This window comes from Glaciihabitans arcticus (assembly GCF_004310685.1).
GTDB lineage: Bacteria > Actinomycetota > Actinomycetes > Actinomycetales > Microbacteriaceae > Conyzicola > Conyzicola arctica.
This window is the reverse complement of sequence record NZ_SISG01000002.1, coordinates 81,957-95,342: the sequence shown is the minus strand read 5'-3', so window position 1 is coordinate 95,342 and position 13,386 is coordinate 81,957. Positions and strand designations below refer to the sequence as shown.

Genomic DNA, 13,386 nt, shown 5'->3' with positions numbered 1-13,386 from the left:
TGGGGGTAGTCGGTCGGGACGGGTTGCGGGAGGCGTGATGTCACAGGTCTTTCCGACGAGCCTCGCCGTGCCCAGCACCAACTCCGCGTTCGCCCGCGGATCCTTCTGGTTCGGGATCGTGTGCCTCAGCGCGGCATTCCTCGTCATCATGCAGATCGTGCCGTCGTTGCCCGGACTCGGCGCCTACGCCGCGTTCCCCGCCCTGCTGCTGATGGTCGTGGGCGCGGTCGTTCTCGTGCGGATGCGTCGCCGACTCCCCGTTCTCATCGGTGCGGTGGCCGTCGTCGAACTGCTGTCGATGGCCTGGTACACCCACACCGTCATGAGCTACCAGGAGCAGGACGCCCCCTCCGACAACCTGCTGCTCACCCTCCCGGTCATTGCCCTCACCATGTTCGGCGTCACCGCCTCGCGGGTGGTGCGCGGCCTCGTGGCCTGCATCGTGGCCTATCTGGTCGCGCAGGGGATCGTCATCGTCGCCGCCCTGGGCTTCGGGCACCCGGTGGCGCTCGACGTCGGCGCGACATCCATCTTCATCGTGATCGTGCTGACGCTCGGACTCCTCTCGCGAGGACGTCGGATGGCGCGGTCCATTGAGCCGCAGATCCTGCGCGCCGACGAGGTCGACTCGGCGGCACTCACGCGTGAGCTGGCGGAGAGCCGGGCATCCGCTCTCGTGCACGACACGATCTTGAACGAGCTCGCCGTCGTCGCGACGCGGGAAGTCGGCCCGGTGCCGCCGCGCGCGCTGGAACGCATCTCCGCGAGCATCGCCGAGATGCGCGAGGACGCCCCTGTCGCCGGTGTCGACGGGCGGGCGGTGGACGGTGCGCTCGCCGCGGCCATCGAGCACGCCCGCTCGTCGGGACTCGTGGTTACTCTCGCGGGCCAGTTCGGAACAGAGGTGCTGCTCTCCGACGAGACGGCGACGGCGCTCGGCCTCGCGGTGCGCCAGTGCCTCGGCAACGTGGCAGCGCACGCCGGAACCGGCGCGGCCGAGGTGGCGGTCATCGCCGCCGACGCGACCCTCACGGTTATGGTCATCGACTCAGGCGTGGGCTTCGTCGAATCGGCGGTCGGCAGGGACCGACTCGGTCTGCGCAACTCGGTGCGCCGCCGCATCGAGGGCGTCGGTGGCACCGTCCAGCTCTGGACCACACCCGGCGTGGGCACCTCTGTCTCGATCACGGTGCCGCTGCGATGAGCGCCACACCGCAGAGTCTCGACCCGCTCGGCGGCATCACCGCGCGGCTCGTGGTGATCGCCGCGGGCATCTTCGCGATCGTCACGGCCGTGGTGATGAGCGTGGTGGGCGCATCCCAGATCTCCTCGATCCCGCTCGCTCTCGCCGCGATCCTTGTGCTCGTCGCCACCGTCGGCTTCTTCGTGCGGGCCACGAGTGCGTTTCGTCCTCCGTTCAACCTCGCCTCCCACTTTGTCGTCTTCGGCGGCAGCCTCGTCGCCGTGCTGCTGAACGCGCTCAGCCAGTGGGGCACCAACACCTACGTGCGCGACGACTGGGGTCCGGTCGCCATGGCGATCGTCATATTCTCCCTCGGGTCGTACCGTGCCTGGCCCGAGCTGCTCGGCAGCGCCCTGTTCTCCGCCGTCGCCCTCGCCGTGATCGCCGTCGCCGAGTCCGGCAGCCTGACCACCCCCGTGCCGACGGCCGTCTATGCGCTCGCGGCGGCCACCCCCGTGCTCGCAAGCGGGGTGGCCGCCGCAGCCTTCAGCGCGACCCTCGTCGGCATCCTCGTGGCCTGGCGGGCCGGGCTTGACGCGGAGAAGCCGGCGCCCCTCGCATCCTCAGGCGTGCTCGCCGACGCCGCAGCGTCCAGCCACCTCGGCTACCTGCACGGTGAGGTCATCCCGTTCCTCGAATCGATCGTCGAGTCCGGTGCCATCAGTGATCGGGATGGCCCGCGCGCCCGCTCCCTCTCGGCCGAGCTGCGGGCGCTCATGGTGCTCGACGCCGAGCAGAGCTGGGCAGAGCAACTCGTGGACAGCCTCGACGATCCCGATCGCATCGCCCAGCGGCTGAGTCCCGGCCAGCGGGGAAGCCTGCGTGCCCTCGTCGCACACCTTCGCGGTGCCGAGAACTCGGTGTCCGGCAGCATCGCGCTGGCGATGACGCCGGGTGGCGGCGAGCTGACCGCGCGCATCGCACCGGGCAGCAACCCGCGCGTGCGGCTGGCACCCTTCGTCGCAGTGGCTCGCGGCATCTTCCCGACAGCTATCGGTGAGTTCACGGGCACCGAGTTCTGCCTGCGATTCACTCTGTAGGTTGGTCGGATGCCGACGACGTCTGAGACCACCCCGCCCGATTCGCGTGACACCGCGCGCATCTCCCGCTTCTGGCCCCTGGTCAGCGGTGCGGCCGCAGTGGTCACGGCCGTGCTGCTCGGCCTGATCATCCTCATCCGCGGCAACCTCCCGTTCGAGGCGGACGCGGAGTGGATGGAGGAGATCGTCGAGCACAGAACACCGTTCCTCGAGTCAGCCTCCTACGTGATGAACTTCCTCGGCGGCGGGTGGTTCGCCGTGTTCGCTGTCCCTCTCGGCGGCGCGCTCGTGCTTCTCCTGTTCCGTCGCTACTGGGCCGCGACCTTCTACGTGATCGCGCTCGCCGTCTCGGCGGCAGTCGTGCAGCTCCTCAAGGGGCTCTACGACCGGCCACGCCCCGAAGACATCCTCGTCGTCGTTGACGAGGGATCGTTCCCGTCCGGGCACACGGCGAACGCCGCAACCCTCGCCGTGGTTCTCGGGCTGCTGCTCTGGCGCTGGTGGGTCTGGGCGGCGGGCGCGATCTACGTGGTCGCGATGATGGTCAGCCGCACCTACCTGGGCGCGCACTGGTTCAGCGACACGATCGGCGGCCTGCTGCTCGGCGCCGCAGTGGCCATCATCGTGTGGGCGCCGCTCGCGCACAGATTGCGTATAGAGACTGGGCGCTCGGCGCGCTAGCGTCGACACATGAGAATCCTGCTCGTCGGCGCCGGTGGCGTCGGCAACGCGATCGCCAAGATCGCCGCCCGCCGTACATTCTTCGAGCTGATGGTCGTGAGCGACTACGACCTCGCTCGCGCCGAGGCGACGATCGACTGGATCGAGTCCAAGCATGGTTCACAGGACGGCCGGTTCATCGCCGCGCAGATCGATGCCTCGAATCCGGATGACGTCACCCGCGTAGCTCTCGAGCACGGCGCCACGCACGTGATGAACGCCGTCGAGCCCAAGTTCGTGCCGACGATCTTCGCGGGGGCCCTCGCTGCGGGCGCCGACTACCTCGACATGGCGATGAGCCTGAGCGAGCCGCATCCCACCAACCCGCACTCCGAGACCGGCGTGAAGCTCGGAGACGACCAGTTCGCCCAGGCACCCGACTGGGAGACCGCCGGTCGCCTCGCGCTCGTCGGCATGGGCGTCGAGCCGGGCCTGAGTGATGTCTTCGCGCGTTACGCCGCCGACCACCTGTTCAACGAGATCGACGAGCTCGGCACACGCGACGGCGCGAACCTCGTGGTGCGCGACGAGGCCGGCAACGAGATCTTCGCGCCATCCTTCTCCATCTGGACCACCATCGAGGAATGCCTCAACCCGCCCGTGGTCTGGGAGAAGGACCGCGGCTGGTACACGACGGCGCCGTTCTCCGAGCCCGAGATCTTCCACTTCCCCGAGGGCATCGGCCCGGTCGAGTGCGTCAACGTGGAGCACGAGGAGGTGCTGCTGATGCCGCGCTGGGTCGATGCCAAGCGCGTGACCTTCAAGTACGGGCTCGGTGACGAGTTCATCGGAATCCTCAAGACGCTGAACCAGCTCGGCCTCGACCGCACCGACCCGGTGCGGGTGCGCTCCGCCGACGGACCCGTGATGGTCGCCCCGCGCGATGTCGTGGCGGCCGGACTGCCCGACCCCGCCACCCTCGGCCCGCGGATGACCGGCAAGACCTGCGCCGGCCTCTGGGTCACCGGACTCGGCAAGGACAACAACCCGCGCGAGGTCTACCTGTACCACGTGAGTGACAACGAGTGGACGATGGCGGAGTACGAGAGCCAGTGCGTCGTGTGGCAGACCGCCCTCAACCCGGTGATCGCGCTCGAACTGCTCGCCGCCGGAACCTGGAGCGGGCGCGGCGTGCTCGGCCCCGAGGCCTTCGACGCCGAGCCGTTCCTCGAGCTTATGGCGCGCCCCGAGGCCGACGGCGGCTACGGCCAGGCCTGGGGCCTGGAGGACCGCCTCAACGAGCACTGATGGAGCGTGCCGAAAGCAGATCGAGCGAAGTCGAGATCCGCCGCTACCGCCTCACCGATTTCGACGACGTCACCCGCGTCTGCCTGCTGACCGGGCACATCGGCGAGGACGCGACTGGTCGCTACGCCGACGACGACCTCGTGCCCGACATCTTCGTGCGGCCCTACGTGATGCTGCAGCCCGAGTGGGCGTGGGTGCTGGATGACGGTGAGCGCGTCGTCGGCTACATCGTCGCGGCTCCCGACACCCACGCGTTCGTGGCGCAATACCGCGACTTCTGGCTGCCCGGCTTCGCGGTGAAGTACCCGCCCGTCACGGGAACGGGGACACCCGACGAGCACATGCGCGAACTCGGGTTCGGGCCGGAGCGGATGCTGATCGACGAGCTCGAGGAATTCCCCGCGCACCTGCACATCGACCTGCTGCCCGAGGCCCAGGGGAGCGGAATGGGACGACGGCTGGTCGAGACGTTGGTGGGCGCGCTGCGGGAGGCGGGCATCCCGGGCGTGCACCTGTCGATCGACCCGGCCAACCAGCGCGCTCGCGGATTCTATGAACGCCTCGGCTTCATCGAGCTGCCGTCGAGCACACCCGACGGGCCGCTGTTCGGCATGCGCGCCTAGGCCTCGAGAACGTCGAGGAACCAGACGTAGCCGAGCACAACAGCGAAGACCGCCACAAGCACGAGTCCGAAGCCCAGGAACGGGCGGCGGGTGCGGAAGCCGACGGCGAATGGGTAGCGCTCCAGCAGGTCGCGCGCGGTGATGACCTCGGGCAGCACGGTGCGCTTCTCGCCGAAGGAGCTCGTGAGGGCGCGCAGCGCGTCCGAGTCCCAGAACCGGGGGCGCAGGCGCAGCAGGGCGAAACCCTCGGCGTCGAGAAAAGCGAGGCGCGCGGTGGGCGAGAAGCCGGTCTCGACGTGCCGGGCATCCACCAGCTCCGCGACGTCGTCGATCGCGAAGCCGTGGCTCGTGCCGATGAGGGTGCGCACGGTGATGCGATCGCCCTCGGCGGTGATGCGCGAATTCACTCGGAAGGCGAGGGCGACCAGCACCATGACGGCGAGCACGATCAGTGAGGGGATGAACAGTTGTGCGCCGGTGTGCCCGCGGAAGAAACCACTGATCAGCCCGGAGACCGCGAGCCCGAACCCGCTGCCGAGAATCGTGGCCTGGCCGCTGAGGGATGCGCGGACTGTGATCACAATCGGCGAGCCTAGCGGTCGCGTGCGTAAGGTGGGAGCACCGCGAGTTTCACCCGCTGACAGCAACGACGCTGAGGAGCACCATGGACAAGTCCGTCGCGACCGCCCACGAGGCAGTCGCTCGAATTCGGGATGGCGCCACGCTCGCCGTGGGAGGGTTCGGCCTGAGTGGCGTCCCGATCGTTCTGATCCGTGCCCTCATCGCCCAGGGCGCGAGCGAGCTCGAGGTGGTGTCCAACAACTGCGGCGTGGATGGCTGGGGGCTCGGCGAACTGCTCGAGGCCGGGCGCATCCGTCGCATCATCGCCTCGTACATCGGTGAGAACAAGGAATTCGCCCGGCAGTACCTCGGCGGCGAGATCGAGGTCGAGCTCACGCCGCAGGGCACCCTCGCAGAACGGCTGCGCGCGGGCGGCGTGGGCATCCCCGCCTTCTACACGGCGACCGGGGTCGGCACCGCGGTCTCCGAGGGCGGCCTGCCGTGGCGCTACGCGTCCGATGGATCCGTCGCCATCACCTCGCCGCCGAAACCGGTGAGCGAGTTCGACTCGCTCGGGGAGCCGCGCGGCTACGTGCTCGAGCGCGCCATCCGCGCCGACGTCGCCCTAGTGCGCGCCGCCCGCGGGGACCGGCACGGCAATCTCGTCTTCGAGAAGTCGACCCGCAACTTCAACCCGCTCGCCGCCATGGCCGGCCGGTACACGATCGCCGAGGTCGACGAGCTGGTCGAGCCGGGAGTGCTCGATCCCGACCAGGTGCACCTGCCCGGCATCTACGTCGACGCGGTCGTCGAGCTCACGGCGGAGCAGTCTTCTGAGTTGCCGATCGAGAGAACCACCGTGCGCGAAAGGGAGGCGAGCTGATGGCCCTCACCCGCGACGAGATGGCTGCCCGCGCCGCCCGTGAGCTGCGCGACGGCACCTACGTGAACCTCGGCATCGGACTGCCGACCCTGATCCCCAACCACCTCGACCCGTCCATCACCGTTGTGCTGCACTCGGAGAACGGCATCCTCGGCGTCGGACCGTATCCCTGGGCGGGGGAGGAAGACCCGAAGCTCATCAACGCGGGCAAGGAGACGGTCACGGTTCTGCCCGGTGCCTCCTACTTCGACTCGGCGACGAGTTTCGGCATGATCCGCGGCGGCCGCATCGCCACGGCCGTGCTTGGCGCCATGCAGGTCTCGACCGCAGGGGACATCGCCAACTGGGCGGTGCCCGGCAAGCTCATCAAGGGAATGGGCGGGGCCATGGACCTCGTGAACGGCGCCGAACGCGTGATCGTGCTGATGGAGCACACGGCGAAGGACGGCGGCGCGAAGATCGTGAGTGAATGCTCACTGCCGCTCACGGGCATCCGGTGCGTCGATCGCATCATCACCGACCTGGCCGTGATCGACGTGACGGAAGACGGGCTCGTTCTGCGTGAGCTCGCCCCCGGCGTGAGCATCGCCGACGTGCTCGCCGCGACCGAGGCGCCGCTCAGAATCGATCCCGCTGTGGCCGGAGACCCCTCGCTAAACTGACTCCATGACGGATGCAGCAGCCCAGGTCGAAGCAGCACGCAAAGCACTCGCCGAGGCAGAGGCGGCGCTCGCCGCGGAGGCCGAAGCCGCGGCGTCGGCCCCTGAACCTGTCGACGCGCCGCCCGCAGTCGAGGCCACCCCCGGCCCGCTCGCCGAGGCCGACGTGCTGCGCATCCAGGCCGGCTACGCCTTCGACGGCCCCGCCCTCGAGATGGGCGCGCTCGTGAACGGCGATGCCCGACCGGATGTCCCGATCCGCATCCCCCTCGCCATGATGAACCGTCACGGGCTCGTCGCCGGCGCCACGGGCACCGGAAAGACCAAGACCCTGCAGGTGCTCGCCGAGCAGCTCTCGGCGGCCGGTGTGCCGGTGTTCGCCGCCGACATCAAGGGTGACCTGAGCGGCATTGCGAGCCCCGGCGAGTCCAACCCCAAGCTCCTCGAGCGCACCGCGGGCATCGGCCAGCACTGGTCGGCCTCCGCGAGCCCGACCGAGTTCTACACGCTAGGCGGCCTCGGCACGGGCATCCCGATCCGCGCGACCGTCTCGAGCTTCGGCTCGCTGCTGCTCGCCAAAGTGCTCGGCCTCAACGACACTCAGGAGTCGAGCCTCGGTCTCGTCTTCCACTACGCCGACAAGGCCGGGCTTCCGCTGCTCGACCTCACCGACCTGCGCGCCGTGCTGAGCTTCCTGACCAGCGCCGAGGGCAAGGCTGAGCTGAAGGAGCTGGGCGGGCTCTCGAGCGCGACGGCCGGCGTCATCCTTCGCGAATTGATCACCTTCGCCGACCAGGGTGCCGACGTCTTCTTCGGAGAGCCGGAGATCGACACCTCGCTGTTCCTGCGGACCGCCGCCGACGGCCGCGGCATTGTGAGCCTGCTCGAGATCCCTGGAGTGCAGGACAAGCCCGCGCTGTTCTCGACCTTCCTCATGTGGCTGCTCGCCGACCTGTTCAACGACCTGCCCGAGGTCGGCGACATCGACAAGCCCAAGCTGGTGTTCTTCTTCGACGAGGCGCACCTGCTGTTCAAGAACGCGTCGAAGGACTTCATCGAATCGATCACCCAGACCGTGCGGCTCATCCGCTCGAAGGGTGTCGGCATCGTGTTCGTCACGCAGACGCCCAAGGACGTTCCGACCGACGTGCTCTCGCAGATCGGTTCGCGCGTACAGCACCAGCTGCGGGCGCATACTCCGGATGACGCTCGCGCCCTCAAGTCGACCGTCTCGACCTACCCCACCTCCGGCTACACCCTCGGCGAGGTTCTCACCTCGCTCGCGACCGGCGAGGCGATCATCACCGTGATGAACGAGAAGGGTGCGCCGACGCCCGTCGCGTGGACCCGCCTTCGCGCTCCGCTCGGCTCGATGTCACCGACTCCGCACGACGTGATGGCGGCCACCGTCGCCGCGTCGCCGCTGACCGCGCAGTACGGCGCCGTGGTCGACCGTGAGTCGGCGCGCGAGATCCTCGCCGTGAAGATGAACGCGGCCGCCGAGGCAGGCGCGAGTGCGGCCGCAGCAGTCGAGGCGGAGAAGGTGGCTGCTGCGGCAGAGAAAGCGGCTGCCGCGAATGCGAAGGCCAGCGCCAAGGCGTCGGCCGACGTAGAGCGCGCCAAGCGGGAGTGGGAGAAGGCCTCGCGGCCGAAGACCACATCCCGAACCACCACAAAGAAGCAGCCGAACGTCATCGAGGACGTGCTCGGCTCCCGCACCGGCCAGACCGTGGTGCGCGAGGTGCTGCGCGGGATCTTCGGAACGCTGAAACGCCGCTAGGACAGCAGCAGCGTCACGAGCCAGATGACCGAGCCGCCCACGACGACCGAGATACTGAAGACCGCGGCAGCCCAGACCGGGTGGCGTTCGAACCAGTAGAGCAGGCTGCGGTACTCCTGCAGCAGTTCGCTCGGGGTGAGGGACTCCGCGACCTCGGTGATCGGAACGTCGAGGACCTCGGCGACTCGCCGCATGTCGGCCTCCGACCAGAACTGTCCGCGCATCCGCACGAGCTGGGTGTTGTCGAGACCGCAGACGAACAGCTGTGGAACGATGTCGCCACCGCCGTGGAAGGTCTCGACGAACAGGATCGAATCGACGTCGCTCGCCGGGTAGAACGTGCGTCGTCCGAAGAAGCCGCGCTCGGCGATGCCGCTCGGGGACACCCACACGCCCACCGCGAAGAACGACCAGGACGCAATGGCGAACAGGAGGCTCGCGATGATCTGGGTCGCGAGAACCACCTGCCACGGGCCGTCCGGGATGGTAATCCAGTACAGGGCGCCGGTCACCGGGAGCAGGAACGCGAGCGTCGCGATGAGCGCCTGGCGGAAGAGGGATCGGTGGGGGAGCAGGCGCACGGCATCGCTCGGCAGATGCTGCGACGCATCGCCTGGCTGGTGCACTGATCGGTCCACTGGATCCCCCAGTGCAGAACCTTAGCGCCGCAAAGTGCGGGATCGCTCAACAACGTCCGATTGTGGACGATTCGCGCGCGCTGTTGTAGAGGGAGTAGAGCCCTGCGGCTCGTGCGTTTTGTGAGTACTGTGTGGCGGAGAATGGGGGATTCGAACCCCCGAGGGCTTGCACCCAACCAACTTTCCAAGCTGGCGCCATAGGCCACTAGGCGAATTCTCCTGGTAGTAAACACCCCGGCAGGGGCATTGACCTTGGGAAATCATACCCGTAACTTCGGGGGCGTTCGGCACACGGGCATCCGGTACCATGGAATCCGGCTCCCCGCGTGGCGCCATCCAGGCCAACTCCCCCAGGACGGAAACGTAGCAAGGGTAACCGGGCTCTGGCGGGTGCGCGGGGGGTCTTTTACATTTTCGGGCAAGTGCTTCGCGCGCCCGATTCGCGCTTCGCGCGATTTCTGCCACGCGGGAGCGAGACCGGGTCGCCTCGTGCCCCGTTTGTTGTCTCCTCTCTCTTCATTAGGTGATATCGACCGGCGGCGGCGGGGAAGTCCTAACGAAGGGCGTTCTCTGACGAAACTCCTCAAGCGGCGTGCCGTTCCGCAGGATGATCCGTGAGCGGCGGGACCGAATGTCCTGCGGAGGCGTACAAGGGGCAGAAACTCCTGCCGAGGTGCCCGGGGCAGCGCAGGCGGGCGCAGCGATATCCCGAACCGGCGCTCACCCCTGCCGTTCAGGTCGCACCCATAGGGTTGTCACGTGGCTCGCAGCATCTACATCACGTCAGCCGAGGGACACTCGGGCAAATCATCGATCGCTCTGGGAGTCCTCGACACCCTCAGCCACGAGGTCGAGCGTGTGGGGGTGTTCCGTCCGATCGCCCGCTCCATCACCGAGCGTGACTACGTGCTCGAGCTCCTGCTCGCCCACGACGGGGTCGGCCTCGACTATGACGAGTGCGTCGGTGTCACCTACGACGACGTGCACGACGACCCTGATGCGGCCCTCGCGAAGATCGTCGAGCGCTATAAGAATGTCGAGTCGAAGTGCGACGCTGTCGTCATCGTCGGCAGCGACTACACCGACGTCGGCAGCCCGACCGAGCTGAGCTTCAACGCCCGTATCGCCGCCAACCTCGGCGCCCCGGTGCTGCTCGTTCTGACCGGGCGCGCCATGGACGAGTCCCGCGGACGCACCCCCGACGAGATGCGCCAGATCGCCGAGCTCAGCTTTCCCGAGCTGACTGCGGCCCACGCGAGTGTGCTCGCCGTGGTCGCCAACCGGGCCGATTCCGAACAGCTCGACCCGATCTGCGCCGCCATTTCAGCCGTAGCGGATGTCCCGGCCTGGGCTATCCCCGAGGATCCGTTCCTCGTCGCTCCCACAGTGAGCGGCATCATGTCCGCCGTCGACGGCGAGTTGCTGCAGGGGGATTCGGAGCTGCTCGCCCGCGAGGCGATGGGCGTCGTCATCGCGGCGATGTCGATGGAGAACGTGCTGCCGCGGCTGATCGAGGGTGGCATCGTCGTCATCCCGGCAGATCGCAGCGAGATGCTGCTCGCGGCACTCACGGCGCACGCGTCTGACACCTTCCCGTCGCTGGCCGGCATCGTGCTCAACGGTGGCTTCGAGCTCTCGCCGACCATCACGCGTCTCATCGCGGGACTCGACCAGACGCTTCCGCTGATCACGACCGAGCTCGGCACCTACGCGACGGCGCAGCGCATCACCCAGACCCGCGGCCGTCTCGCCGCCGACTCGCAGCGCAAGCTCGACACCGCGCTCGCCCTGTTCGAGAAGCACGTCGACACCCGGGTGCTGCTCGACGCGCTCAGCCTGAGCCCCTCGGGCGCCGTCACGCCGCTCATGTTCGAGTACGGACTCATCGAGCGCGCTCGCGCCGACCTCAAGCACATCGTGTTGCCGGAAGGCAACGACGACCGCATCCTGCGCGCGGCCGGAACGCTGCTCAGCCGCGGGGTCGCGAAGCTCACCATCCTCGGTGACGAGGCGGAGGTGCGGGGTCGCGCCGCCGGACTCGGTGTCGACATCGCGGGAGCCGCCATCCTCAGCCCGACGGATGAGGAGCACCGCCAGCGCTTCGCCGAGGAGTACGCGCGAGTGCGGGCCCACAAGGGCATGACCGTCGAGGCGGCGCGCGACATCGTCACCGACGTCTCCTACTTCGGCACCATGATGGTGCACCTCGGCCTCGCCGACGGCATGGTCTCTGGGGCCGCGCACACCACGGCCCACACCATCAAGCCAGGCTTCGAGGTCATCAAGACGCTCGACGGGGTCTCTGTCGTCTCGAGCGTGTTCTTCATGGCGCTCGCCGATCGGGTGCTCGTCTACGGCGACTGCGCCGTGGTGCCCGACCCGACCAGCGAGCAGCTCGCCGACATCGCGATCTCCTCAGCCGGAACCGCCGGCCAGTTCGGCATCGACCCGCGTGTGGCGATGCTGAGCTACTCGACCGGCGAGTCCGGCTCGGGCGCCGACGTCGAGAAGGTGCGCACCGCGACCGCCCTCGTACACGAGCGTCGACCCGACATCGTCGTCGACGGGCCGATCCAGTACGACGCTGCGGCGGATGCCGCGGTCGGCCAGTCGAAGATGCCCGGTTCGCAGGTGGCCGGCCGTGCCACGGTGTTCATCTTCCCCGACCTCAATACCGGCAACAACACCTACAAGGCCGTGCAGCGCAGCGCCAACGCCGTCGCCGTGGGACCGGTGCTGCAGGGACTCCGCAAGCCGATCAACGACCTCTCTCGCGGAGCACTCGTGCGGGACATCATCAACACGGTCGCGATCACGGCCATCCAGGCGCAAGGAACAGCACAGTGACACAGGTCTTCGTCGTAAATTCCGGCTCGTCGTCGATCAAGTACCAGCTGATCGATGTGGAGTCCGCGGAGTCGATGCTGTCGGGCTCGGTCGAGCGGATCGGCGAGCCGGGGCATCCTGCGAACCACACCGAGGGACTCAACCAGGTGCTGGCCGGACTCGGCGACACGAGCGCCATCGCCGCCGTCGGCCACCGCGTGGTGCACGGTGGCTCGCTGTTCGCCGACGCGACGGTCATCACGCCCGTTGTGGAGAAGGCGATCGACGAGCTCTCCGCCCTCGCGCCGCTGCACAACCCGGCGAATCTGCTCGGCATCCGCGCGGCCCGGGTCGCGCTGCCCGGCGTGCCGCACGTCGCAGTGTTCGACACGGCCTTCCACCAGACCATGCCCGCCGATGCGTACACCTACGCGATCGACCGTGCCCTCGCCGAGAAGCACGGGGTGCGGCGCTACGGCTTCCACGGCACGTCCCACAAGTACGTCTCCGAGCGCGCGGCCCTGTTCGTGAACCGCCCACTCGAGTCGCTGAAGACGATCGTGCTGCACCTCGGCAACGGGGCATCCATCACGGCAATCGACGGAGGTCGTTCGATCGACACCTCGATGGGACTCACCCCGTTGCAGGGTCTGGTGATGGGCACCCGCTCCGGCGACCTCGACCCGGCCGTGCTGACCCACCTGCACCGCGTGGCCGGCCTGTCGGTTGATGAACTGGATGACCTGCTCAACCGTCGCAGCGGGCTGCTCGGGCTCACCGGCTCGGGCGACATGCGCGACGTGCAGCAGGCCGCGGCCGACGGGGATGAGGCGGCACTCGCGGCCCTTGCCGTCTGGAGGCACCGCATCCGCCACTATCTCGGCGCGTACATCGCGCAGCTCGGAGGCGTGGATGTCGTCGTCTTCACCGCGGGCGTCGGCGAGAACAACGCCCTGCTGCGCCGTCGTGCGCTCGCGGGTCTCGAGTTCCTGGGGATCCGAATCGACGACGACCGCAACGAGCTCTCTTCGCGCGCCGAGCGCCGCATCTCACCGGATGGCGCCGCCGTCGAGGTGCTCGTGATCCCCACCAACGAGGAGCTCGAGATCGCGCGCCAGACGCTCGCGGTGACCTCGGCGTAGCTTGCTGTTCACAACCCGCGCTC

Annotated in this window: 12 protein-coding genes, 1 tRNA gene and 1 other RNA gene; 11 read left to right on the top strand and 3 right to left on the bottom strand. The window is 68.4% G+C overall.

From position 1 onward, the window contains the following. Positions 1–37: 37 nt before the first annotated feature. The 5 genes from EYE40_RS14655 to EYE40_RS14635 are packed head-to-tail and all read left to right on the top strand — an operon-like array spanning position 38 to position 4,874. Positions 38–1,204: a sensor histidine kinase gene (locus tag EYE40_RS14655; RefSeq protein ID WP_130983015.1), complete on the top strand. Its 1,167-nt coding sequence runs from the start codon at positions 38–40 to the stop codon at positions 1,202–1,204. Then, the gene (locus EYE40_RS14650) at positions 1,201–2,283 is read left to right on the top strand and encodes a hypothetical protein (protein ID WP_130983014.1); all 1,083 of its coding nucleotides are present in this window, start codon (positions 1,201–1,203) and stop codon (positions 2,281–2,283) included. Before EYE40_RS14655 ends, EYE40_RS14650 begins: the two co-directional genes overlap by 4 nt. 9 nt (positions 2,284–2,292) lie before the next feature. Continuing rightward, a complete protein-coding gene (locus EYE40_RS14645) occupies positions 2,293–2,964 on the top strand; it encodes a phosphatase PAP2 family protein (RefSeq protein WP_130983013.1) in 672 nt (223 codons plus the stop codon). Between the two features lie 9 nt (positions 2,965–2,973). Next, positions 2,974–4,251, top strand: a complete 1,278-nt coding sequence (locus EYE40_RS14640; RefSeq protein ID WP_130983012.1) for a saccharopine dehydrogenase family protein — start codon at positions 2,974–2,976, stop codon at positions 4,249–4,251. Then, entirely contained in the window at positions 4,251–4,874 is a 624-nt protein-coding gene (locus EYE40_RS14635) for a GNAT family N-acetyltransferase (RefSeq protein ID WP_130983011.1), read from the top strand. Before EYE40_RS14640 ends, EYE40_RS14635 begins: the two co-directional genes overlap by 1 nt. Here the strand turns inward: EYE40_RS14635 and EYE40_RS14630 are convergent. After that, positions 4,871–5,455: a hypothetical protein gene (locus EYE40_RS14630; protein WP_130983010.1), complete on the bottom strand. Its 585-nt coding sequence runs from the start codon at positions 5,453–5,455 to the stop codon at positions 4,871–4,873. The genes EYE40_RS14635 and EYE40_RS14630 overlap by 4 nt on opposite strands. Positions 5,456–5,538: 83 nt before the next feature. Between EYE40_RS14630 and EYE40_RS14625 the strand changes: the two genes are divergently transcribed. Genes EYE40_RS14625 through EYE40_RS14615 form a run of 3 tightly spaced genes read left to right on the top strand, consistent with a single transcriptional unit; the run spans position 5,539 to position 8,757 of the window. After that, positions 5,539–6,318, top strand: coding sequence for a CoA transferase subunit A (locus EYE40_RS14625; RefSeq protein ID WP_130983009.1), 780 nt, complete (start codon positions 5,539–5,541; stop codon positions 6,316–6,318). Next, the gene (locus tag EYE40_RS14620) at positions 6,318–6,980 is read left to right on the top strand and encodes a CoA transferase subunit B (RefSeq protein ID WP_130983008.1); all 663 of its coding nucleotides are present in this window, start codon (positions 6,318–6,320) and stop codon (positions 6,978–6,980) included. The genes EYE40_RS14625 and EYE40_RS14620 overlap by 1 nt, the downstream gene beginning before the upstream one ends. A 4-nt stretch (positions 6,981–6,984) precedes the next feature. Next, on the top strand, positions 6,985–8,757 hold the full coding sequence (locus tag EYE40_RS14615; RefSeq protein WP_130983007.1) for a helicase HerA-like domain-containing protein: 1,773 nt from the start codon (positions 6,985–6,987) through the stop codon (positions 8,755–8,757). On the opposite strand, the gene EYE40_RS14610 is transcribed toward EYE40_RS14615, so the two are convergent. Further along, positions 8,754–9,395, bottom strand: a complete 642-nt coding sequence (locus EYE40_RS14610; protein ID WP_130983006.1) for a hypothetical protein — start codon at positions 9,393–9,395, stop codon at positions 8,754–8,756. The genes EYE40_RS14615 and EYE40_RS14610 overlap by 4 nt on opposite strands. 132 nt (positions 9,396–9,527) lie before the next feature. Further along, positions 9,528–9,615: transfer RNA gene (locus EYE40_RS14605), tRNA-Ser, on the bottom strand. Positions 9,616–9,708: 93 nt separating this feature from the next. Between EYE40_RS14605 and ffs the strand changes: the two genes are divergently transcribed. The 3 genes from ffs to EYE40_RS14590 all read left to right on the top strand — a co-directional run bounded on the left by ffs (position 9,709) and on the right by EYE40_RS14590 (position 13,363). Next, positions 9,709–9,805, top strand: an RNA gene (gene ffs, locus EYE40_RS14600) — signal recognition particle sRNA small type. 349 nt (positions 9,806–10,154) lie between these two features. Then, positions 10,155–12,242, top strand: a complete 2,088-nt coding sequence (pta, locus tag EYE40_RS14595; protein WP_130983005.1) for a phosphate acetyltransferase — start codon at positions 10,155–10,157, stop codon at positions 12,240–12,242. Beyond that, entirely contained in the window at positions 12,239–13,363 is a 1,125-nt protein-coding gene (locus tag EYE40_RS14590) for an acetate/propionate family kinase (RefSeq protein WP_130983004.1), read from the top strand. Before pta ends, EYE40_RS14590 begins: the two co-directional genes overlap by 4 nt. Positions 13,364–13,386: the final 23 nt, after the last annotated feature.

Coding starts and splice junctions, on each gene's coding strand:
- EYE40_RS14655 (WP_130983015.1), top strand. CDS start 38: ATGTCACAGGTCTTTCCGACGAGCCTCGCCGTGCCCAGCACCAACTCC.
- EYE40_RS14650 (WP_130983014.1), top strand. CDS start 1,201: ATGAGCGCCACACCGCAGAGTCTCGACCCGCTCGGCGGCATCACCGCG.
- EYE40_RS14645 (WP_130983013.1), top strand. CDS start 2,293: ATGCCGACGACGTCTGAGACCACCCCGCCCGATTCGCGTGACACCGCG.
- EYE40_RS14640 (WP_130983012.1), top strand. CDS start 2,974: ATGAGAATCCTGCTCGTCGGCGCCGGTGGCGTCGGCAACGCGATCGCC.
- EYE40_RS14635 (WP_130983011.1), top strand. CDS start 4,251: ATGGAGCGTGCCGAAAGCAGATCGAGCGAAGTCGAGATCCGCCGCTAC.
- EYE40_RS14625 (WP_130983009.1), top strand. CDS start 5,539: ATGGACAAGTCCGTCGCGACCGCCCACGAGGCAGTCGCTCGAATTCGG.
- EYE40_RS14620 (WP_130983008.1), top strand. CDS start 6,318: ATGGCCCTCACCCGCGACGAGATGGCTGCCCGCGCCGCCCGTGAGCTG.
- EYE40_RS14615 (WP_130983007.1), top strand. CDS start 6,985: ATGACGGATGCAGCAGCCCAGGTCGAAGCAGCACGCAAAGCACTCGCC.